The organism is Dyadobacter sp. 676 (assembly GCF_040448675.1).
Lineage (GTDB): Bacteria > Bacteroidota > Bacteroidia > Cytophagales > Spirosomataceae > Dyadobacter.
In genome coordinates, this window is sequence record NZ_CP159289.1 from 359,300 (window position 1) to 382,933 (window position 23,634).

Genomic DNA, 23,634 nt, shown 5'->3' on the forward strand with positions numbered 1-23,634 from the left:
CCTGTCCCGGGCGATCCGGCTTTTTTTGTACTATTTTTAATAAATATTAAATTATATTTTCAGCGGGGCGGGCTTTCGGGTTGTATGAAACATGTTTTCTTTCTGTGGATGTTGCTGGCCGGGCTTTTCGTCTCCTGTTCTCCCGAATTGCCCGACGACGTGGAAGTTGCCATGAAGGAACTGCCCGACAAGCTGGACTATAACCAGCATGTAAAGCCCGTGCTTTCCGACAAATGTTTCGCCTGCCACGGCCCCGACAAGGCCAAGCAAAAGGGCGGGCTTCGTCTCGATATGGCCGAAACCGCTTTCGGAAAAGTATCCAAAAACTCCGGCCGCGCGGCTATCGACCCCGGCGACCTGGCCGAAAGCGAATTTTTCCATCGTATAATATCCTCAGACCCCGACCACCTCATGCCCACGCCCGAGTCGCATCTGAGCCTCTCGGCCCGCGAGAAGGCCATACTCATTAGATGGATCGACGAGGGTGCCGAATATAAGCCGCATTGGGCGTTTGTAAAACCGGAAAAGCCGGAAATCCCCGATACGCAGTACGATAATCTGGCGGTCAATCCGATCGATCATTTTGTATTTAAAAAACTGGAAGAAGAAAAGCTGCGGCCGTCCGCCCAGGCGGAAAAGGAATTACTGTTGCGGCGTGTTTCGCTCGACCTCACGGGGCTACCGCCCACCCTCGCGGAAACGGACGCATTTTTGAAAGATACTTCGCCCGGTGCTTATGAAAAGCAGGTCGACCGGCTTCTGGCTTCTCCGCATTATGGCGAAAAAATGGCGGTCGACTGGCTCGACCTGGCCCGGTTTGCCGATTCGCACGGCTACACGGTCGACAGGCTGCGGGATATGTCGCCCTACCGCGACTGGGTGATCAATGCTTTCAATCGAAACATGCGCTATGATCGGTTCATTCACTGGCAACTGGCCGGCGACCTCATGCCAAACCCGACCAGGGAAATGCGCATTGCCACGGCCTTCAACCGCAACCACCAGCAAAACATGGAGGGCGGCATCATCGAAGAAGAATTTCAGACCGAATACGTGGTGGACCGTACCAACACCTTCGGCGACGCATTTCTTGGCCTCTCGGTAGGCTGCGCCAAATGCCATGATCACAAATACGACCCTATTTCGCAAAAGAACTATTATGAGCTTTACAGCTTCTTCAATAATGTAAAGGAAGCGGGGCAAATATCCTGGGACGACGCATTACCCACGCCGACGATGCTTCTGCCGACCCCGGCACAGGAACAGGCATTGAAATTTATCCGGACCAAAATCAAAACCGCGGAGCAACAGCTTGCTGCCAGCCGGCAAAATGCTGAAAACGGATTTCGTCTGTGGCTCGGTGAGGCCGGTTACCGCGTCCTCGGCAAAGAAGACATTCCCAAAGCGGGTTTACAGGCGCTGTATACGTTCGATAACGGATCGCTGCGTAACGGCGTAAACCCCCGCGAGGTTGGTACTATGAAGCGCGAAGCAGGCGCGCCGGGCGGCGATCCGGTATTTGCCGCGAAATCCGGCGGTAAGGCCCTGCGACTGGACGGGGATGTTTTCCTGGACCTGGGCCAGAATGGCGTTTTCCGTAAATCGGACCCGTTCAGCGTGGGAATTTGCGTTAATATCCCGAAAGATCTGAAAGAAGGCGTGATCCTCCATAAAAGTCAGGCCGAACGGCTGTACAACTTTCGCGGCTATCATTTATATCTCAAAAACGACCGGTTGGAACTGAACATGGCCCATACTGCGCCATCGGACGCACTCACGCGGATCAGCAAGCAGCCCGTTCCGAAAGATCGATGGGTGCAGCTCACGATCACTTACGACGGTTCTTCCAAAGCGGCCGGCTTCAAATTGTATGTCGATGGCCGGGAAGCTGAGATGGAAACCACTATGGACCAGCTCACGAAGGATATTCTCTTCAAATCGCCGGTACAGCCCGGTTTGCAGATCGGCGCCTGGTGGAGAGGGTTTGGATTAAAAAATGCGCAGGTGGATGATATTGTCGTGTACAACCGCGAACTGACCCCGTTTGAAACCGGTATTCTGGCCCGAAAAGTATCCTGGTCGGATATTGCCACGAAAAATGCCGCCCAGTTGACCGCCACGGAAACCGCCGTATTGAAAAACTACTACCATTCGGCCGTCGATCCCGGAATGTCGGGCGCGCGCCTGGCATTACGGATGGCCCGCACGCAACTGGCGGACTCTACCGGGCATATACGGGAGCTGATGGTCATGCAGGAAATGCCGAAACCGAAGCAGGCCCACATATTGCTACGCGGCAACTACGATGCCCCTGGCGAAAAGGCCTACCCGTCGACACCGGCTTCGATTCTGGCCTTCCCTGAAAACCTCCCTAAAAACCGTTATGGGCTGGCACAATGGCTCACGCATGCCGACAACCCGCTCACTGCACGCGTTGCGGTAAACCGCTACTGGCAGAATTTCTTCGGCACCGGTCTTGTCAAAACCACGGAAGACTTCGGCAACCAGGGTGAACTGCCAACACATCCGGAATTGCTCGACTGGCTGGCCGTTACCTTCCGCGAATCGGGCTGGGATGTAAAGAAACTGAATAAACTGATCGTCATGTCCGCCACCTACCGGCAGGATTCCCGGACGGCAAGGGACGTTCGCGAGCGCGACCCCGAGAATCGCCTGTACGCACGCGGACCGGCAAATCGCATGTCGGCCGAAATGATCCGCGACAATGCATTGATGGCTAGCGGATTGATGAACGCGCAAATAGGCGGCGAAAGCATAAAACCCTATCAACCGGAAGGGCTTTGGTCGATCAACAACACCACTTACACGCCCGATTCCGGTAACAAGGTTTACCGCCGGAGCCTATATGTAATTGTAAAACGCTCGGTACCTAACCCGACGCTGGCGACGTTCGACGCCACTTCGCGGAGTTTCTGCGTCGTCCGGCGGCAGAAAACCAACACGCCATTGCAGGCACTGGTAACGCTCAACGACCCGACGTTCGTGGAAGCCATGCGCGTGCTGGGTGAGCAAATGACCCGCATTCCCGACGCCCGGCAGGCCATTGGCATGGCTTACCGCAAACTCACCGGCCGCAGGCCGCCCGTCAGGGAAGTAAACCTGCTGCTGAGTTTACGAAAGGTTGAAGAAGAAAAATTCCGGAAAAACCCCGGAAAAGCCGCGGGCTGGCTGCACACCGGCCAGCATCGGCCCGACAAAACGCTGGACACCGCATTGCTCGCCGCCAACAGCGTGGTAGCCAGCACCATTCTCAATTCCGACGCCGCCTTAACCAAACGATAACCATGCAGCACCATCACGACGAAGAATTCCGCCTGCATACGCCTGAGTTCAACGAACTGCACCGGAAACTGGACCGCCGCCGTTTTCTCACCAGGACATCGCTGGGGATAGGCGCATTGGCCGTAGGCTCGCTTTTTGGATTAGACAAACTATACGGCTCGGCGTCGCGGCAAGCCCCGTCGGGCGACCTGGAAGCGGATATTCTGAAAGCGCTGCCGCATATCGCACCCAAAGCGAAGCGGGTCGTGTATTTGTTCATGGCAGGAGGGCCTTCCCAATTCGAGACGTTCGATTATAAACCCAAACTGATACGGATGGCAGGCCAGAACCTGCCCGATTCGGTGCGGAAAGGCCAGCGGCTTACCGGCATGAGCGCCAGCCAGAGCATTTTGCCTATGGCGCCTTCCATTTACGGTTTCCAACAACATGGCAAGACAAAGACCTGGGTGAGCGAACTGCTGCCCTATACGGCCAAAGTGGTGGACGACCTTTGTATCGTCAAATCCATTTATTCCGAAGCGATTAACCACGACCCGGCCATCACTTTTTTCCAGACCGGCAACCAGCTTCCGGGCCGGCCATCGATCGGCTCCTGGGTGAGCTATGGACTGGGTAGCGACAATAACAATCTGCCCACATTCATTGTGCTGGTTTCGAAGAATGCGCCCAAGGACCAGCCGCTTTACGCGCGCCTGTGGGGAAACGGCTTCCTTGAATCGCGGCACCAGGGCGTGCAGTTCCGTTCAGGAAAGGATCCTGTGCTTTTTCTGAACAATCCGGAAGGCTACGACGGCCGCGACCGGAAGGAAATGCTCGATTATCTCTCCAAACTGAACCAGTTACAAAACGACGCATACGGCGACCCGGAGATCAACAACCGCATTGCGCAGTACGAAATGGCGTTCCGGATGCAGACTTCCGTTCCCGAGGTTATGGATACTTCCGCAGAACCCGACGATGTTTTCGAGCTCTACGGCCCCGACAGCCGGGATGCCGGTACCTATGCGGCCAATTGCCTGCTAGCACGCAAACTGCTCGAAAAGGACGTCAAATTCGTGCAACTTTATCACCAGGGCTGGGACCAGCACGGCGGGTTGCCCAAAGCCATTGCCCAGCAATGCAAGGCTACCGACCAGGCCACAGCCGCGCTGATCATGGACCTGAAACGCCGCGGCCTGCTCGACGACACGCTGGTGATCTGGGGCGGCGAATTCGGCCGTACGGTGTATTCGCAGGGCAAACTCACAGCCACGGATTACGGCCGCGACCATCATCCACGCTGTTTCACGATGTGGATGGCCGGTGCGGGCGTCAAATCCGGTTTCAGCTATGGAGAAACGGACGATTTCAGCTACAACATTGTCAAAGACCCTGTCCACGTGCACGACTTCCACGCCACGCTCCTTTATTTAATGGGCGTCGACCACGAGCGGCTTACCTACAAGTTTCAGGGCAGGCGTTTCCGGCTGACTGACGTCCACGGCAAACTTGTGAAGGATATTCTGGCCTGAGCGCTATTTTTCAACCCTCAACCTGACCCGCCCCCATGTGACCTTACGTTCGATGGGATTGAAAGTCTTGGTTTCGTAGCTCGCGAGGCATTCGATTTCAGTAGCGCCGGGGGCAATACGAATAATCGATTGTTGTGTAAATCCGTCGGGCCAGCGGGCGGGAATCATCTCGTCGGTGAACTGCTCGCGCGAGGTATCGATACCCGTGTTGCTGATATTGACCTTCAATCGTTTGTCGCCCTCATACAAAAGAATATCCTCTCCGGCGTTCGCCCGGCCGTCCGCATTGCCCCTTCCCAGCGCGGCCTGCCGCACCGGTTTGCCGTCATCGACTTTGATATTGGTGAAATAGGGCACATCGTAATCGACAGGGACATGAATTACTGTGCTATCCGTCGTGCTGCCGTTTTGAACCACAATTTTCAGCCTGGCATCCCCGGGCTCGGCGTGCAATGGCGGCTTTTTGTTACATATCACCTCAAATTCAGGCATTTGCAATACCCTCTCACCCGTTTTGGCCTGCATTGTTTTGGCGCCGCCTGTAATTACAATATCCTTGTCGGGCGAGCTCACCGTCACTTTGGGCGCTTCGCCATGATCGCCCCCGCGGTTAAGCAGCCTGATTTTAAATGCATTGACACCATTCTTTAACCAGGTCTTTCCCTTCGCATCAAAATCGAGAAAGGCCCAGCGGGCTTTATCGTCCGTCCCGAAAATTCCCGTCTCGTTACCTTCTGCGTCGAATTCGAGGATAATACTCCCCAATGCGTCGGCCTTTACGTCGGAAATAGAGGTTTCCTGTGTTTTAAATGAGTAGTTAACCCGCTTGTAATCCGCTCCGGGTTTGTAGACCGGCGCAGTTTTGACCTGAATAGGCCCGATAGGCACCATTGGTCCGTGCGGGAGCCATTTTCGGGTATAAATGCCGAAACCGTGCGGCGTAACATCTTTCAAATAAATAAATCCCGGCTGCGCCTTGCCGCTTTTTACCTCATAACCCCAAAGGCGGAAATCGCCGTACAGATCGTAATGCGACCATTGTTTCGGGGCCGGATGCTTCCGGCCGAACTCTTTTGCCAGAAATGCCATCGCTTTCCCGAACCGCCGGGTCTGTCCCGGATCGTCGACCATATGCCCGCCCGGGAATTCCTCCATTTCAATTTCCTTCCCCTCCCAGGCCGCTCCCGCTTTTACTTCCTGGTTGAGGAAATACAGGATGTCTGTCGGGCTGGTATGAATGCGCATTTTTACGTCCTGCAAATTTCCGAATGTATAGCGCACGGAATAGAGCGTATGGTTACCGGGCGTTCCTACAAAAAACTCGGGGCTGCCCATCATGCTCACGCCCGCACAAACCATATCTGGATATTTCCCCGACAAATACAGCGACATGAACCCGCCCATGCTGAATCCGATGATACCGCGGTGGTCCCGGTCGGGCAACGTGCGGTAAGTGCGGTCGACGTGGCCCACGAGTTCCGGAAAATAATCCTTCATCTGCACCTGAAACTTCACATCCTCATGATTACCAACATTGTAAGGCCGGGGCTCGCTTTCCTCGATATTGCCGTCCCACATTACCATAATGGCCTGGTACTTATCCACCAGCTTTTGCAGCAGGACATATTCCAGCTTCGCATTGTCGTCCTTGAAATGCCGTCCGCCCCAGCCGTGAAAAAAATAGATCACCGGGTACCGTTTCGTTGATTGCCCATAACCAGCGGGCAGGTACAGCCGGTAGTGTTTTTTGTGGCCGAAAACTTCGCTGTCGTGGGTCAGGTCCTGATATGGAACGGGTTGCTGGCCTTGCACAGTTGTGGAGGCTAGCAGGATAATTGCCACGAATACACGAATGATACACGGATGGAGTCTCATAGTGATGGAATGCTATTGTTTAAAAATATACCGGAGATCTCCGGATTTCCCGCGTATCCGGGCGGTGAGCAGGATGCGCCACACCGTCCTGTGGCCCCAATTGTCGGCGAGGCGTTTCTCGTCCGGCGCGTTCATGGGCATTCGCTCTTTGTTCACTTGCCAGAATGCCGGGTCGTAATGCATCGTCACCGGTTTCTGATTGGGTATTTCAAACGTCACCCGGCCGGGTTGGTCGGTCTGCACGTTGCTAACCGTCATAAAAATCTGCGTCAGCGGCTTGACGGCGTCTTCGAGACTGTACCGGTCATGGATCACCAGTTCGTTGCGCGGCTTATCGAGCGTGACACTGCGTTTCCAGCTAATGACACCTGCCTCAGCCGGATATGCGGCTGCGATATCCATTTCCAGGCTGGCGCCCTGTGCGGGTTTCCGGTAAACAACCTGCCGTGCCTCGTATTGCGCACCCGCTTTCTGCGCAAACCCGTTGATGACCGGCAGGTTATGATAAGCCGAGCTATTGTACCAAAGCGTGTACCGCTCTTTGGAGAATGTTTTGGCCGTGTAAGTACCGAATCCCACGTCGATTACCACCGGTTCGCCGCCCGCGTAAAGCACGAAATCGCCCACATCGTTGTGGTTGTGGCTCTCCGCATTGTGCCCTCCATGCGAGGCCACGAACAATCCTCCCGGTGTTCGGGAGGCCATTAATTGAATGCCCGGCAGCCAGACATCCGCCAATGCGGGCGGTTCGCCCTGCCCCGCCGCGCATTCCCGGATCGCAAGCAGGTTCCACAGACGACGGGTTTTGGAAAAATCTTTGGGGGCCGGGCTCTTTTCGCCATTATTCAAATGATGGTAAGCCCAGCTTCCAAACTTGCGCATTGTATCGTCGCCCACCGAACGGCCAATCCGGTAGAGTAAAAGTCCGTCCTGATCGATCGTCGGTGACGCATCGGCGGTATTGATAAAGTAATTGCCGGCGATATGCACCTTATAAATGTACGATTGCGCTCTTTGCACCAGCGGCTCGTCGTAAATCTGCAGTTTCCCGCCTGAGGCGCTTTCAAGCACATTCAGCGCATCGAAAAGCCGCCCTATCGCCCCCGACCAGTAGCTGGGACCTTCGTCGATCGCACCATCCTCTCCCAGCCAGTTCAGGTAGTTATCCAGGGTGAGCATTGCATGGTGCAATTCGCGCACCCTTCGCTGCTGGTCGGGTTCCACAAGCAACAGCGTGGTCATCCAGCAGCTTACGACCCAGGGGTTCCAATTGTTTACAGGGGCGGCTTTGGTACCTTTTTGCATATACCAGTAACCCGCGCTGTATTTTTCCATAGGCGTGAGAATGCGACGGTCTACCTCATAATAAATGCGTTTCCGAAGCAATGGCGAAATACTGTCCAGTTGCGGGGCCAGGAAATAGTCGGCCAGCCCGAGCAAGGTCGATGCCTCCACGGCAAAAATATCCACCGAAGGGTCCTGCACATCGGGCATACCCGCGCCTGCGCGTTGCAGGTACAAATGCGCGGGAATGCCCCAGTAACTTTCCTCGCAGGTCGACCAGATTCCGTTCACGATGTCGGGCAGGAACCGCCCTTTCCGTTCCAGCGATTCGGCGAGTATCAATGCGAAAAGCTGCTCGCGTTTCGCAAACGACACGTCCTCATAAGCGGTGCGATTGCCACTTCGGTGGTATTCCAGGATCGATGCAGCGGGCAAGGCGGCGAAGGACTTGTTCAGATACCGCCCGGCATCGGCAATCAGCGCCTGTCTTGTCCCCGGCGGCACCATCCGCTCCCATTCCGCAGTTGTTTTCGGAAACGGCCTCCACTGGTCTTTGGAAATCAGCGATGCGGCAATTTCCTCCCGGCCGAACTTCGCCATCAAATTCCGATCGAATGGTTGCGCATCCGCCGCTATTCCTGCGAGCAACAGCAGAGCGGCAAGCGCGGATAGTTGTTTTCCCGACCAACTCATTGTGCCTGAACTAAAAATCCCGCCGTATGGATAAACTCTTCCCCGTTCACCCCGATCGTGAGCCTGCCGTCCCGCCAATCCCATTGGTCGGTAACCGCTTCCCCGTCTATATTGCGACGAATAATCTGTTTGGGTTTGGTTTTGAAAGAAAAAGAGATTAGCCCCGGCGAGAAGGGTATGACGGCTACCCTGCCGGACGATTCGATGGAAGCATCGTCCTGGGAAATCAATGCCCATTTGCCCGTCCAGTTAATGTTTTCGATGGTTTGACCGGGGCTTTCCGGCTCACGCAGAACCAATGCGGTAAGGGCTCCCGCCTCGATCCTTCCCCAGCACTTCAAATGCGGCGGCCCCTGCATATTGCCTGTGCCGCTGTTATACCAGCGGGGCTCCCAACGGGCAGTACGGCGATGCCAGAGATTAACCGCAAGCCGTCGGTTAAGAAACCGGGGCTGTACCCCCTCTTTTTCACTGATTTCACCAGGCAGAACCGCTCCCGGCGAACCCAAAATCACCGAATTCAGTAAAATGCCGTCATCCAGGGCCCAGTCGTAACACGACGACCCGCTGATAGCCACGCCGTAGCCCGACAACAGCGATGCCCAAATGCTCCATTCCTGATGCCCCCGGTGCAGTTCGAACCACAGGTCACCCTGGTCGTCGAGGGAAACAAGGTCGGTGAGCGGCACCCACAGCGGGCTGATGCCATAACCCATAATTACAACATGCGGGTCGATGCTTTTGGCGGCTTTCACAATTTGCTCCATCAATGCGAACGTGTGTTTCTCGCCCCGCAGCTCCGGATCACGCGGCACGCCCATATCGGGGCTTGGTAATCCATAACCGAAATCCAGCTTGATGACACGCGGCTTGATTTCGTTCATGATACGGATGGTGCGGTCACGAAGGAATTTCTTTGTTTTCTCCGAACTGAAATCCAGGCAATAATAGGCATCTCCCTGCGGATCGAAATTCCAGTTAGCCATGCACGGCTTGTCATTTTTATCCAGGATCAAATCTTTTTTTACCCAAACCACAGGCAGCTGTGTCCTTGATCCAGCCGATCGTTTCCCACACACCTACCTCTACGCCTTTGTTCCGTATATAGGCGATGTCCTGATAAAAATCCGGAAACTTCTTCAAATCCGGCACGCCGGAGCCCTGCGACGACTCCCACGGATCGTCGAGTACCATCACCTCGTTACGCATATCCTCCATAAAATCGGCAATAGGCCGGATCGGGTATTTTTTCAACCGCCACATTCCCCAGGTATTCCAGATCGACACGGTTTGCCGCCGCAGCGACTCCCCTTCCGCCGATTTGCCGACTTCCGGAAATGAGGCATAATACCGCCGAAAACTCGCGTACGCCGAGGTATCGAACGCAAACCGGGCCAGATCTTTCCAGATACGGGTTTGGCCTCTTTTTGCCCCCCCACAAGTCCTCGCGGTACAGGAACTGGAAACAGCCCCGGGTGGACTGGATTTTCAGCGACATCGCCCCCTCCGGCACGCTGCCCGCGCCGACCGTGAGCCAGCCACCGTCCGAACCCATTCCTGCAAAAAGCACCGGTCGAGGAAATGCGGCGCCGTAGGGCGTGCCCATGGACGGCCCGAAATTGCCCAGCGCTATGGTAGCATGGCCAAAATCCCAACTGCGGAAATAGCTCTGAACTGTTCCCGCTTTGGCGCCCGGCACGCAGTAGCCGAACGACTGCCAGTCGGGCATGAAAGGGCGCGCCCAGGTAGGCTGTACATTGGTTCCGTTCGTGGCTAGCGACGCGCCGAGGTACATTTCAATGATTTTTGGAGTAAATGCAGCCCATTCCGCCGAGAGCTCAGTATACCGCCAGCCGGTCGCATTCCGGTCGACGACCAGCCGGCCCTTGCCAAGACCGGGCCATTGCAGCGAAACAACGAGCCTGTCGCCTTCACGGACCGCCGACTTTGCCACCGCTTTGGAATACTTTTTCTCCTTTTTCGGATTTTCATACCACAACGAAGGCAACAGGCTGCCCTGCCACATTACCGAACCACCCGTGCGATGTGTCAGAACAGCCTTGTCTTTCGCCAGGTCCCATTTCAGGGCGAGATCGCCGCGGGTATATTCCCACATCAATGCCCCGTCGTCACCGGCCGCGGTTGCTGCATTCGAAATATTTAAAATGACTAATAGAAGCTGAAACGTTTTGAAAATGCGGGTCATAAACAAGGGGACAGTCGGAACTACAAGTTTGGATTGATATTGGCATCGCCGATCGGGGCCGGGTACCAGTAATTGCCTTTCGAAAGGTCGCCGATCGGTTTGAGGTCGTCCGGAGCCTTGTGGGCATTCGCTTCGGCCACTTTTTCGAGACGCAGCAGGTCGAACCAGCGCGTCCATTCGCCTGCAAACTCCCACGCACGCTCGTCGATAACGGCATCTATGAAAGCTGTTTTCGACAAACCGCTCAGATCGGCCAGCCCCGCACGCCTGCGCACCGCATTCACCGACGCATACGCCAGCGCATCGGGCGACGCTCCCGCCCTGGCCTGCGCTTCCGCGTACACGAGCAACACATGCGCGTAACGGATCATATGCACCGGCATCGACGATGTAAACTTGGTATTGTCCGCCAGGCGGAATTTGGCATAATACGGGTGCTTCGAAAGGCTTTGCTGCCAGGGAATTTTCGTGCCGTCCGGTTTGGCGAAAACAGTATGGAAAGTAACATCCTTGCGTTTTCCGGCCGGGAATTTATTAAAGAAGGTGATCTCCGCGAGGTAATCGTCCCAGCCGTTTTCATCTCCCGGAACGGTCGGCAGGCCATAAAACGAGTTGGTCGAGCCACCAAAATTCTCCGAGGTCTGGAATGCGAAAACCTCTTCCTTCGTACCTGCGGCCGTTGCGGTTCCCGACCACAATGTAGCCAGGTCCGGCACGAGGTCGAAGCCATACAGATCTTTATTATCGATCACTTCCCTGGCCTTCGCCGCCGCCAATGCGTATTTCGAAGCGTCTTTGATGGGCCAGCCGCCTTCTGTCAGGTACACGTCGGCGAGCATGGCTTTCGCAGAACCCTTATTGGGCCTGCCCGGGTCACGTTTTTTGTCGGGCAGCATGGCTTCCGCCTTTTGTAAATCTTCCTCGATCAGTTTGTACACTTCTGCGGGCGCACTTTTCTGAATGGTCAGCAGGTCGTCCGAAAAATCGGCGGTGGTAATGAGGGGAATGTTCCCATAACCCCTTACCAGCCAGTAGTACCCCAGCGCCCGAAGGAAATACGCTTCGCCGACGATGGAATTGATACGCACGGGGTCGCCGGTTACCCGCTGGTAGTTATTGATGATGTTGTTGGCGCCCTGGATGGTTTTGTAGCAACCGCTCCAGATCTGGAACAAACGCGGGTTGGCCGACGTCACGTTGAACTGGTCGATCTCCCGGAAATCGGCCTTGTTACCACCCGAAATGGTGGAAATATCGTCCGCTCCCATGCCGTAGCCCTGAATCGCGGACGTCAGGAAACCACGTGCCCATGTGCGCAGCAACCCCTTGTAGCTTCCGGTCAACGCCGCTTCGAGTCCGGCAATATCGGAAATGGCGTTGGTGCCTACCACCTGCCCTTTTAGGGTCTTCTTCGAGAAAATCCTTACAGCCCGCCGCCGCGACGAGCAGAATAACAATGGCTAATTTTTTCATAATATGTATAGCTAAAATGGCTTAAAATGTCACATTAAGGCCCGCAGTGAAGGTCTTTGCATTGGGGTAAGAAGCATGGTCGATGTTTTGCACAATGTCGCCCACGCCATTCGAAGTCGACTCCGGGTCGATCCCCTTGTACTTCGTGAACGTCAAAAGGTTGGTCCCGCTTACGAATACCCGGATCGCCGCGACGTTCTTCACGAGGGCTTTCGGAAGATCGTAAGCCAGACTGACATTTTTCATTCTCAGGAAATCGCCTTTTTCCAGAAAGCGGGTCGACTGCGTATAGAAATTTTCCTTCGCGCTGCTGAACGCCGGAATGTCCGAAGTCTCGTTCACGCCCGGAATGTAGCGGTCCCTGATCGCCGCGAACGTCGGCTGGCGTACATCGGTGCTGCCTACGATGCCGTTCGCATAGGTGTAATTCAGTTTGTCGAACCCAAAAACCCCTTGCAGGAAAACGTTCAGGGACAAGCCTTTGTAAGTAAATGTATTATTCCATCCCAAAGTGGTTTTAGGCATTCCGTTGCCGATGACCTGATAATCCTTGGCATCCACCACCTTGTCGTTATTCAGGTCCTGATAGCGGGCGTCGCCGGGTTTCTGATTGTAAACCGCCGCCTGATCGGCTTCGTTGGCTTTCCAGGTTCCGAGGTAGTTAAGTCCCCAGAAAGCCGCCATTTGCTGGCCGGGAATAAGCACGAATTCCGTGGCGGCAAAAATAGTGTCACTCGCGGAAGCCAGTTTCACCACCCTGTTTTTGATAAAAGTGGCATTCATATTGCTGTTCCAGCGGAATTCCCCGGCTTGCAGGATGTCGGCGTCCACCGAAAACTCCCAGCCCTTATTTTGTACCTCGCCGATATTTTTGAGGATAGTGTTTCCACCGATATAGGCAGGCAGCGGCTGGCTCAGCAGTAAGTCGCGGGTATTTTTCACAAAATAGTCGGCGGAAAACGACACCCGTCCATGCAGGATCTCCGCATCCAGGCCGACGTTTACCTGCCCGGTTGTTTCCCATTTCAAATCGGGATTACCGGGGTTACCGAGCACGATACCATTGGTAATGCCATTGGTAAAATACCCCGAAGTGAAAGCCACGGCGGCGTCATCGACATTGGTAATGTAACTTGAAAGCGTTCCGTATGGATTAATGGCCTGATTTCCCGTCAATCCCCAGCTGCCGCGGAGTTTCAGGCTCCCGAATACATGCTGGCTTTTCATAAATGCTTCTTCGGAAACCTTCCAGCCCACAGCCACCGACGGGAATACGCTCCACTTATTGTTACCCTGGAATTTCGAGGAACCATCGCGCCGGACCGTCGCCGAGAGCAGATAGCGGTCGTTGAAGCCGTAATTGATCCGCCCGAGGTACGACATCAGGCTCCATTTGGAATATCCCGAACCAATGAGGTTAGAAGCGGCCAATGCCAGGTTGTTGTATGACTGCGCCGGGTAGGTCAGATTGGTCGCATTGGCGTAGAACGATTCGCCGATCTGTTTCTGGGTTTCAAAAACGCCGATAATGTCGAAGCTGTGCTTACCGAATATTTTCTTGTAATTCAGGGAATTGGTGTTCTGCAAAGTGATCTGCTCGCCCGAGCTGCGGCCTGCGCGGGGCAAATAGGAGGAAATGAGCGGCCCGGCATAAGTCTTATCCTGTTGGTTGATATAATTTACACCATACTGGACGTCCAGCGCAAGCCCCGGAATGAACTCATAGCGCAGTCCGCCGATCAGGTTTACGATGCTGCGGTTGGTGCGGTTGTCGGCGTCGGTGGTCAGCGCGACGGGGTTTTCGAAGATCGAGCCAGTCGGGTCGCGGTAGGTGTAGTTTCCGTTGGCGTCGTACACGGGCGTGGTAGGCGCCCATGCGAAAGCCTGCCCGAGTGCGCTCCCGCGTGCGCCCGTGCCGCCCGTATTATGGTTTTCGCGCCGCGTGCCTGTAAAATTCAGCCGTACCGAAAACTTGTCGGAAACCTGCGAGCTGATGTTCGAGCGGACCGAATAGCGCCGGAAATCGGAGTTATTCACGATCCCGTTCTGTTTTAGATAGTTTGCCGAAATCAGGTAAGTGGTTTTGTCGCTACCTCCCGAAATGCCGAGCTGGTATTCCTGCCCGCCCGCTTTACGTAGGATTTCGTCCTGCCAGTCGGTACCTCCGTTCTGCCGGAACTGGTCGATCTGGGCCGGCGTGAACACCGGATTGGAATTGGTAGCCGCGGCCCGGGCATTCACCGTCTCGGCATACTCCGCCGCACCGAGCAGGTCCATCCGCTTCAAAACCGACGAGGATGAAAACCGAGCCACGAAATTGACCTGCATCGCACCTTTCTTACCGGTTTTAGTGGTAATGATAATCACGCCGTTCGATCCCCGGCTTCCGTAAATGGCCGTCGCCGACGCGTCTTTCAACACTTCCAGCGAGGCGATGTCGTCGGGGTTAATGTTGTTAAAATCCGCCCCTACGAAGCCATCGACTACATACAGCGGGCTGTTATCGCCGTTGATGGAATTTGCGCCCCTGATCCGTATACGCACATCGCCGCCCGGCGAACCCGATGCATTGGTGACCTGCACGCCTGCCGCCCGGCCTTGCAACACCTGGTCGAGGCGATTGACAGGCTGCTCCCTGAACTGATCGGCGGAAATAGAGCTCAAAGAGCCCGTGACGTCGCTTTTGCGCTGTGTACCGTAACCGACCACGACCACTTCGTTCAGAATTTTGGTGTCCGCCGCCAGCTTTACAGTGATTTCCGACTCATTGCCTACCGTGACTTCCTTCGAAACATACCCGATGAAGGAAAAAATGAGTGTGTTACTGCCATCGGGCAGATGGATGCTGAAACGCCCGTCGGCATCGGTGCTGGTGCCTGTGGAAGTCCCCTTCACGATCACATTAACGCCTACGAGCGGATCATTCTTCTCGGACGTAACCCGTCCGCGAACGGAGGCGGCCCATGCACCGGCTGTCAGCCAGAGAAACAGCGCGGTGAGCGACAGGCAAAGCCGCAGCGCGCCCGTCAGTTTGTAGTTTTTCTTCATAGCATGAAACGGAAATGGACTTTCGCGGATACGGAAGCCCGGGTTAGGAACAGACTGCAAATAGGTTCAGGTTTAGGAATAGTTGTATTTTACCATGATTTACAATATCTTAATTGTGTCAGTAAAACACTATCTATCAGTAAGGAAGAAATTTCTTCAAGTGCTTGCAAACAAAAGGCTTAAAAAATTTCCGCAAACCTTTCCGCAAACCTTTGCAGAAAATACGGATCGAAATAGCCGCCGTAATCTTTTGGTTCAGAAGGATTTCTTCTGCTTTTTTAGGGAAGAATGCAAGTTAGATTTTTTCAAGTCGGCCGCGCGATAAAACTATGGAGGACATCACACTGAAAACCATTGCCACCAAACTGGGGATTTCCATTTCCACCGTTTCGAGGGCACTGAAAAATCATCCGGACATTAAAGAAACCACCCGGCAAGCCGTGTATGAGCTCGCCGAGCAGCTCGACTACGAACCTAACCAGCTCGCATTCCAGCTTCTCAACCGGCGCAGCAACACCATTGGCGTGGTGGTGCCGAAAATCAGCTACGCATTGTATCTGCAGGCTATCCCGGGCATGGCCGAAGTCGCCGAAAAGCATGGCTATCAGCTGCTGATCTGCCAAACGGACGACAGTTACGAAAAGGAAGTACGCCAGATCCACAGCTTGCTGAGCTCGCGGACGTCGGGAATCGTACTCTCGATGTCGGCCAACACCACCAATTACGATCATTTACTGAAAATCCAACGCAAGAATGTGCCACTGGTGCTTTTCAACCGCGATTGTGAGGAAATTACCTGCTCCAAGGTGCTGATCGACAACCACGGGGCGGCCTACGAGGCTACGTCGGTGCTAATCGGGCAGGGACGGCGCAAAATAGCGTTTTTCAGGGGCCCGCAGCATCTGCAAATCAGCCAGAAACGTTTCGAGGGCTATTCGCAGGCCCTTTCCGACCACGGCATTCCGCTTGATCAGCGCATTATCAAAGTCGCCGACCAGGAAAAGGAATCCATCGTCGCCGCCATCAACGAGCTCTTCGACTCCGGGGCCGATCACGACGCCATCCTCGCATACAGCGACCAGATTGCCCAATGGGCGCTTGTCATCGCCCGGCAACGCGGCATCCGCATCCCGCACGACCTGGCTATCATCGGTTTTTATAACGAGCCCACCAACGAGCTCCTCGACCCACCCCTAAGCTCCGTCTCCCAGCCTGCATACGAGATGGGTGTAAAAGCCATGGAACTGGTTTTCAAGGAACTGAACAGTACCCGGTTCGCATTCGAGCGGGTGGTACTGGAGAGTTCGCTGGTGTTGCGGGGGTCGAGTTAGCGGTTGTCCGACATTCCCGCGCATTTATTTGGCATGCATTGATAGGTATCCTGCCCGTTTCCTCGTCTTTCTTCCCGAAACGGATATCCTCATGAAACCCTTTAATAAATACCTGCTCATCACTTCGTTCCTTGCCGCGCCGCTGCTTTCGGCAGCCCAGCAGGCGAACGTCAACCTCGACTGGGCGCCGCAGAGAAATACCGGGCAACTCGTGCCTTACGGCGGGAATGTCATCTCGCCGGAAGTGAAGGACGACCATACGATTACGTTCCGCGTCAAGGCCCCTGACGCACAGAAAGTCGAGCTCACGGGCGGGCCGATATTGCTCGCATTGAAGAGCAAAAACAATATCCCGTTCACGAAAAATAGCGAGGGCCTATGGACGCTCACCGTCGGTCCCGTAAAGCCGGACATATATGTGTACCGCCTCCTGATCGACGGCGTGGCCGTGGCCGACCCTAACAATACGCTCACGGGCGCTTCGAACCAGCCGGGATACAGCAACGTGGTGGTACACGATAGCAAGCCCGCCTACTACGATGCGCAAAATGTGCCCCACGGCAGCATTACAAGGCACATTTACCATTCGAAGGTGCTGAATGGCGAACGGGAGATGTTCGTTTACACGCCACCTGGTTACGATCCTGAAAAGAAATACCCCGTGCTGTACCTGCTGGGCGGCAGCGGGGAGCTGGCTTCGGGATGGACCGTCGACGGCCGGGCCAATTTCATCGCCGACAACCTGTTGGCCGAAGGGAAAATGGTGCCGATGATTATCGCCATGCCTAATAACCAGGTAATACACCGCAACGATCCCGACCATTTGCAAAAAACCTATAAACTGTTCGAAGAAGAGCTACGGAACCAGATCGTGCCGTTTGTGGACGCGCATTACAGCACGGTAAAAGACCGTAAAGGCCGGGCCATTGCGGGACTTTCCATGGGTGGGCGCCATACCCAGGCCGTGGGCTTCAATGCGATCGACCTGTTCAGCTCGTTCGGGATACTAAGCGCGGGCGACCTGGAACCGGAAAAACTGAACCCCGCATTCTTCGATGATCCCAAAACCAGGGAAAAGGTGGATTACCTGCTCATAGGGCTGGGCACCGGCGAGCAGGACTTTGTAGGAAAAAGATCCGCCGCCACGCATGCCGCGCTGGAGAGAATCGGCGTTAAACACGATTACTTCATCGGCGGCGACGGCGCACACGACTGGGGCACATGGCGGCTGCTGCTACACGGGAAGTTGCTTCCTGGATTATTTAAATGAGTGAATGGGTGAACATTCATACTGTCGTTGCTGTGGCTGTCACCCAAAATATTCACTCATTCACTCATTCAATCATTCAATCATTAAATCCCCATCATGACCTATTTCAATATCGACGCGGTAAAGGCACATACTTTCGACGCTATCGTCGTAGGTACGGGCATTAGTGGTGGCTGGGCGGCCAAGGAATTGACGGAAAAGGGATTGAAAACCCTCGTCCTCGAACGCGGGCGCGACGTGAAGCATATTGTCGACTACCCTACCACGAATATGATGCCCTGGGAATTCGAGCACCGCGGGCTGCCGCCGCTCGCCGTTCGGGAGGCAAGCCCTATGGCAAGCAAGCATTATATTTTCCGGGAGGATGCGATGCACTTCGTGGTGAAGGACTACGAACACCCGTATGTGCAGGACCAGCCGTTTAGCTGGATGCGCGGTTATCAGGTAGGCGGCCGGTCGCTGCTGTGGGCACGGCAAACACAGCGCTGGTCGGATTACGATTTTGAGGGGCCGGCACGCGACGGTTTCGCAACCGACTGGCCGATCCGTTACAAGGATATTGCCCCGTGGTACAGCTATGTGGAGAAATTCGCGGGTATTTCGGGCAATAAGGACGGCCTGCCGCAACTTCCCGACGGCGAGTTCCTGCCACCACATGAAATGAGTTGTGTCGAAAAGCATTTCAGCGATCAGACGGCCAAGAATTACAAAGGCACGCGCCCTGTGATCATTGGCCGTGCCGCGCATATTACCGATCCACAGCCCATTCACACGCAACAGGGGCGCGCTAAATGCCAGCATCGCAATATGTGCCAGCGTGGATGTCCGTTCGGAGGGTATTTCAGTACCAATGCAGCGACCTTGCCCTGGGCCGAAAAGACGGGGAACCTGACGTTAAGGCCGCATTCGGTAGTACATTCGGTAATTTACGACGAAGAGAAAAAAAGGGCGACGGGCGTTCGTGTCGTAGACGCGCAGACGAAAGAAATGACAGAGTTTTACGCCAGAATCATATTCATCAATGCCTCGGCGATTAACTCCAACCTTATTTTGCTCAATTCCAGGTCCGGCCGCTTCCCGAATGGCCTGGGTAACGACAGCGGTATGCTGGGCAAATTCATCGGCTTTCACAACTACCGCGGCCGCGTGACCGCCGATTTTGACGGCTACCACGACCGCACTACCGACGGCCGGCGGCCAAACGGGGCCTATATTCCGCGTTTCCGCAACGTATTCAAGCAGGAAACCGATTTCCTTCGGGGATACGCCACATCTTTTACCGCCTCCAAAGCCGGTAACCCGAACACAGGCCTCGGCGAGTCGCTGAAAGAGAGCCTTTTAGGTCCCGATACCAGCGGCTGGTCGCTTGGCGCACAAATGATGGGCGAAGTACTTACCAAAGAAACCAATTATGTGACCCTGCACGATAGCCTTAAAGACGAATGGGGCATTCCGCAGCTGCGCATGAACGTGTCGTTCGACGACAATGATATGAAGATGGTGAAGGACTTTTACACCGAACTCAGCGAAATGCTGGACAAAGCCGGTTTCAAAAACATCAAAACCTCCGACACCCACCGCAATCCCGGCAGCGAAAATCATGAAATGGGGGGGCGTCCGGATGGGCAAGGACCCGAAAACCTCGCTGCTCAACAAATGGAACCAGATGCACCACGTACCTAATGTGTTCGTCACGGACGGCGCCTGCATGACTTCCACCGCAACACAAAACCCGTCGCTAACCTACATGGCACTAACCGCCCGCGCGACGGACTATGCCGTGGCGGAAATGCGGAAAGGGAGCATATGATTTAATTTTGAATGATTGAATGAGTGAATGAGTGAATGGAGCATTATTCGGTCATTCACGCATTCACTCATTCAACATTAAACGCCAACATCAAATAATACATCCCGCCGACGGACGGGCCGCCCAGGAACGAGACGTAGTACTTGTTGAGCAGATTGCTCGCTCCTGCTTTGATCCGGCTTTTGAGCGCCGGTATGCGGCAGGCAACCTGGGCGTCGAAGCTGCTGTATGACGGTACGTTGCCGGTAACGAGGAATGTTTGCGAAAAGTAGTCCGATTGCCATTTGTATGAAATGGTGGCGTCGAGATGGCCGAGCAGGTTGGTGCGGGAAACTGAGCAGTTCCACATCCATTCGGGCGTGTTGAACCCGTCTTCGAGCCCGTCCCGGTTTTCGGTGTTTTTCAACCGGGCGAATGTGGCATTGGCCCCGAATATCCACTTTTTCTCCCATTGACAATTCAAACCCGCGCTGAAACCGTAGTTGTTGATCACCGAACGCGAGTTGGTGTACATCCGGTACTGGGCCTGCCTGGCTTTGTCATAAAGGTCGCTGGGAATAGCCTCCGGGTCAGCCGATAGTGGCACATTCATATTCGCCTGCGCAATAAAATTGCTGTAACGGTTGAAATACAGATCCGCATTCACGAACAACGCACGACTGAAAAACAGGCCTTTGTAGCCCGCCTCCCACGTGCGCGTGTATTCGGGCTTTACGTAGGTATAGGGGTTCTTTTTAAGCAACCCTTTGTTTTTTTCAATAGCGGTGTCCTGGCTAAGACCATTCTGATTAATATCGTTCAGGACCGCCTGCTGGAAACCGGCGATCGAATTGGCAAGCCATGCCTGCTCAAAGATACCCTGCGACATCACCGGCAGCCCTCCCACCCGCTTCACGCCTCCGCTGTTGACGTTGCTGAACGCTTCAAAAATACTCGGGAAGCGATAACCCGTCTGGAACGAAACGCGTATGTTATGGTCATGCACGGGACTGTAAACGGCAGCTATCCGCGGAGTGAATGTGGTTTTGAAATAATCATTCTTATCTGCCCGCAACACGGTGCCGAGCCTGAGTTTTTTCTCAAAAAAGTCCTTATTAACAGACACATAACCCCCTGTCCTGTCATAAGCAATATTCTTGCCGTCCTTTCCCGGTTCCGGATTGACGAAATAATTGCCGTCCGGCACGATCACGTACGTGCGATGGTCCGCGCCGACCAGGATGTCCAATTCATATTTGTCTTTCCAGGCTTTGAGGTATCTCTCCGTCAGACTCACCTGTACTTCGGCGTGCACAAAATCCGCTTTCACGCGCAATGCGGCGCCGACGTCCCAGTTATTGATATCCTGTAATTTCCGTAATTGTTCATTGAGACGGTCTGTGCCAGGCAGGAAACGTCCGGCGTCGGCCGCTATACGCGCCTGACGCATTGCATCGGCCACATTCGCGCCGCCGGCGGTCGCGGAATTAAAGCCTCGCGCAAAATCGGCGTACCAGTCGTTATCCGATTTGTAGCTACGGTCAATGTTCTCGGCCATCGATCGCAGGTTGTACGAGCGGCCCGTATTTTCGGAATTGATGTACAATCTGGCCTGCACCGACGCCGACTGGTATTGCACGCCGTGCTGTTGTACCAGGTAATTCCGGAGGCGGAAACGATTCGCACGCTGGTACACATTGTCCATTAGCCCAAAATGATAGGTGTAAGTCAGCACTGCGCCGGGCGCGACTTTATAATACAGCCCCACATCGCCTTTGACATTCTGCAAACGATAATCCACGACTTCCGACTCCTGATACCCGGTGCGGCTGACGACATAGCGTTTGCCTCCAAGCGTTATGGTTTTGCGGTTGGAGCTTTCGTTGCCGTAGCTGTTCACGGGATCGCTCGCCGGATTGTCTGCGCCCAGCAAACCGGTGCTGCTGTTCGCGTTGGCGTTGAGTTCCGTTTGGTCGAAGGCAATCCAGTCGTAGCCTTTTGTGAATGCGCCGTTTACTTTGAATGCAAATTTCGGAGCGACGACTTTTGCGAACCGAAGCGTAGTTTCGGTAAACAACTTTACATTGCTGTGTTTGTCATTGACGTGATTGACGGCCGTTTTCTGCTGGATCGAGAAACCCTGGGAATTGAATGGATTTTTGGTAAAAAAATTGGCTAGTCCGTTCACGGTATTCATTCCATACAGGGCCGACGCCGTGCCCGGCAATATTTCGATACTCGCGATATCCAGGTCCGTGGGACCGAGAGAGTTACCTATCGCCCCGCCGATATGCGGCGATTGTACGTCCATTCCGTCGGTCAGTTGAGCGAAACGGACATTCGTTGTATTGGAAAACCCTCTCGCATTCAGCACTTTAAAACTCATCGAAGGTGTGATCATATGCACGCCCTGCACATTTTCCAATGCATCGAAAAAAGACAATGCGGGTGATAACGCGGCCGCTTTCGCGCCCACCTTCTGCACGCTGACGGGCGACACGAGAATACGCTCCATCACCCGCGAGGCCGTCACCACCACTTCATCGAGCGCATGCGCTTTGAGGGTATCGGGCTGGGTTTGAGCCTGACAAACGATTGAAAATGTAATAATCAGCGTAGTAAGCAGGTACTTCATGCAGTGCGATAGTGATCGTTATATCCGTATGGAAATATCGCAAAGTAAAAGAAAAACTGGGTCAGGCCCAATGTACCGATGCGCTCATTTTTTGTAAAGCCGGATTGGAGAGTATGATTGAATGATTGATAGTTAATTGTAGTCATTGGTAGTCAGGAATAGTTATTATCGTTTAAAACAATATCGGACAACTCTTGACAATACCTGACTATTCACTTCTTCAATCACTCAACCTTCTCAAATTCAAAATTCCCCTTGATATGCTTGTTCAGAAACGTACCCTTGGAGCCCGAGGCTTTCATGGCCTGGAACACTTCCCAGGGGACGTTTTTGTAGTCGTATACCATCCCCGAGACATACACGATCCGCAATGTCTGCTTTTCTTCGTCATAGATCATCTTTGCAACGACCGAGGATGGCATAACGGAAATTAGTTAAACTCATCCAATGCCTTGCGGAGGTCGTCCACGGCCCTGGATGAGATGTTGGATTCTGTAAAAATGGATTGAACCGTGGCCTTGCTGCCGTACAGCCCGGTATTGGCGCGCACGTCGACGTCGAGTATGGCTCCATTGACAGTCACGCCTGCGAACAGCCCCTTGGCACGCGAATAGGAATATACCTCGGCTTCAAGTTTGTAATCGGTGGTGGCGGAGGCGCTTTTGCTGACCGGGCCCGCAGCCACGGAAAGGTCGCCTCCAAGGGTGTAATCCCCTTTTTCGATATTCATCAGCGATTTTTCACTTTTGAAGAGCAACACCAGGTCCACGGCCTGCACGCCAATCTGCGCCCCGACGCTCCCGCCGGTAATCGTCACGAAGACGGGGTCGCTCCATTTGCCGTCTTCTCTCTTTATCATCGCCAGGCCTCTGCCGTGCTTGCCGCCGACGATTAGTCCGCCGTTGATCATGCGGGGAATAATGATGATACCCCTGGAAGCCTGCACCAGTTGCGCCGGAATCTGGATTCCATTGAAGTCGCTGAGCACTGCGGTGGCCGCGTTTATTTTATCTTCTTCTTTATTCTGTGCCAAAGAAGGGACCGAAAATGCCAGTCCGAGTAAGAGGATGGCCTGTACTTTCATTGTTTTTAACTTGTCGAGGAACATAGGATAATTGGGATTAACAGGTAAAAAAATTACTTCAATGATCGTGCCCGCCGGCACCGGGAAGCGGCATTCCCGCTATTACAACGTGTACCCGGACAGCTCTTCGGC

14 protein-coding genes and 1 pseudogene are annotated in these 23,634 nt (G+C 54.3%); 5 read left to right on the top strand and 10 right to left on the bottom strand.

Annotation, left to right across the window (positions count from 1 at the left end; all coding sequences use genetic code 11):
* Positions 1–84 precede the first annotated feature (84 nt).
* Entirely contained in the window at positions 85–3,303 is a 3,219-nt protein-coding gene (locus ABV298_RS01790) for a DUF1553 domain-containing protein (protein ID WP_353720492.1), read from the top strand.
* A gap of 2 nt (positions 3,304–3,305) precedes the next feature.
* Positions 3,306–4,814 carry a DUF1501 domain-containing protein gene (locus tag ABV298_RS01795; RefSeq protein ID WP_353720493.1) on the top strand — a complete coding sequence of 503 codons (1,509 nt, stop codon included), beginning with the start codon at positions 3,306–3,308 and terminating at the stop codon, positions 4,812–4,814.
* 3 nt (positions 4,815–4,817) lie between these two features.
* Here ABV298_RS01795 and ABV298_RS01800 read toward each other — a convergent pair whose 3' ends face one another.
* Genes ABV298_RS01800 through ABV298_RS01830 form a run of 7 tightly spaced genes read right to left on the bottom strand, consistent with a single transcriptional unit; the run spans position 4,818 to position 15,393 of the window.
* Complete coding sequence (locus tag ABV298_RS01800) at positions 4,818–6,689, bottom strand: alpha/beta hydrolase-fold protein (RefSeq protein WP_353720494.1); 1,872 nt, start codon at positions 6,687–6,689, stop codon at positions 4,818–4,820.
* 12 nt (positions 6,690–6,701) lie between these two features.
* Complete coding sequence (locus ABV298_RS01805) at positions 6,702–8,666, bottom strand: heparinase II/III family protein (protein ID WP_353720495.1); 1,965 nt, start codon at positions 8,664–8,666, stop codon at positions 6,702–6,704.
* Positions 8,663–9,652 carry a hypothetical protein gene (locus ABV298_RS01810; RefSeq protein ID WP_353720496.1) on the bottom strand — a complete coding sequence of 330 codons (990 nt, stop codon included), beginning with the start codon at positions 9,650–9,652 and terminating at the stop codon, positions 8,663–8,665. The genes ABV298_RS01805 and ABV298_RS01810 overlap by 4 nt, the downstream gene beginning before the upstream one ends.
* A gap of 16 nt (positions 9,653–9,668) precedes the next feature.
* Entirely contained in the window at positions 9,669–9,884 is a 216-nt protein-coding gene (locus ABV298_RS01815; protein WP_353720497.1) for a hypothetical protein, read from the bottom strand.
* Positions 9,868–10,872: a hypothetical protein gene (locus tag ABV298_RS01820; protein ID WP_353720498.1), complete on the bottom strand. Its 1,005-nt coding sequence runs from the start codon at positions 10,870–10,872 to the stop codon at positions 9,868–9,870. Before ABV298_RS01820 ends, ABV298_RS01815 begins: the two co-directional genes overlap by 17 nt.
* A gap of 20 nt (positions 10,873–10,892) precedes the next feature.
* Complete coding sequence (locus ABV298_RS01825) at positions 10,893–12,329, bottom strand: RagB/SusD family nutrient uptake outer membrane protein (protein ID WP_353720499.1); 1,437 nt, start codon at positions 12,327–12,329, stop codon at positions 10,893–10,895.
* A gap of 37 nt (positions 12,330–12,366) precedes the next feature.
* The gene (locus tag ABV298_RS01830; RefSeq protein WP_353720500.1) at positions 12,367–15,393 is read right to left on the bottom strand and encodes a TonB-dependent receptor; all 3,027 of its coding nucleotides are present in this window, start codon (positions 15,391–15,393) and stop codon (positions 12,367–12,369) included.
* A 329-nt stretch (positions 15,394–15,722) separates the two neighbouring features.
* On the opposite strand from ABV298_RS01830, the gene ABV298_RS01835 reads away from it, so the two are divergent.
* From ABV298_RS01835 to ABV298_RS01845, 3 genes and pseudogenes are all read left to right on the top strand, one after another.
* Entirely contained in the window at positions 15,723–16,724 is a 1,002-nt protein-coding gene (locus tag ABV298_RS01835) for a LacI family DNA-binding transcriptional regulator (protein WP_353720501.1), read from the top strand.
* A gap of 91 nt (positions 16,725–16,815) precedes the next feature.
* Positions 16,816–17,994: an alpha/beta hydrolase-fold protein gene (locus ABV298_RS01840; protein WP_353720502.1), complete on the top strand. Its 1,179-nt coding sequence runs from the start codon at positions 16,816–16,818 to the stop codon at positions 17,992–17,994.
* A 96-nt stretch (positions 17,995–18,090) separates the two neighbouring features.
* Positions 18,091–19,804: pseudogene (locus tag ABV298_RS01845) on the top strand (GMC family oxidoreductase).
* A gap of 67 nt (positions 19,805–19,871) precedes the next feature.
* Here the strand turns inward: ABV298_RS01845 and ABV298_RS01850 are convergent.
* The 3 genes from ABV298_RS01850 to ABV298_RS01860 form a co-directional block, all read right to left on the bottom strand.
* Positions 19,872–22,418, bottom strand: a complete 2,547-nt coding sequence (locus ABV298_RS01850; protein ID WP_353720503.1) for a TonB-dependent receptor — start codon at positions 22,416–22,418, stop codon at positions 19,872–19,874.
* Between the two features lie 224 nt (positions 22,419–22,642).
* A complete protein-coding gene (locus ABV298_RS01855; RefSeq protein WP_353720504.1) occupies positions 22,643–22,840 on the bottom strand; it encodes a KTSC domain-containing protein in 198 nt (65 codons plus the stop codon).
* Positions 22,841–22,848: 8 nt separating this feature from the next.
* Positions 22,849–23,502: a lipid-binding SYLF domain-containing protein gene (locus tag ABV298_RS01860; protein WP_353720505.1), complete on the bottom strand. Its 654-nt coding sequence runs from the start codon at positions 23,500–23,502 to the stop codon at positions 22,849–22,851.
* Between the last annotated feature and the right edge of the window lie 132 nt (positions 23,503–23,634).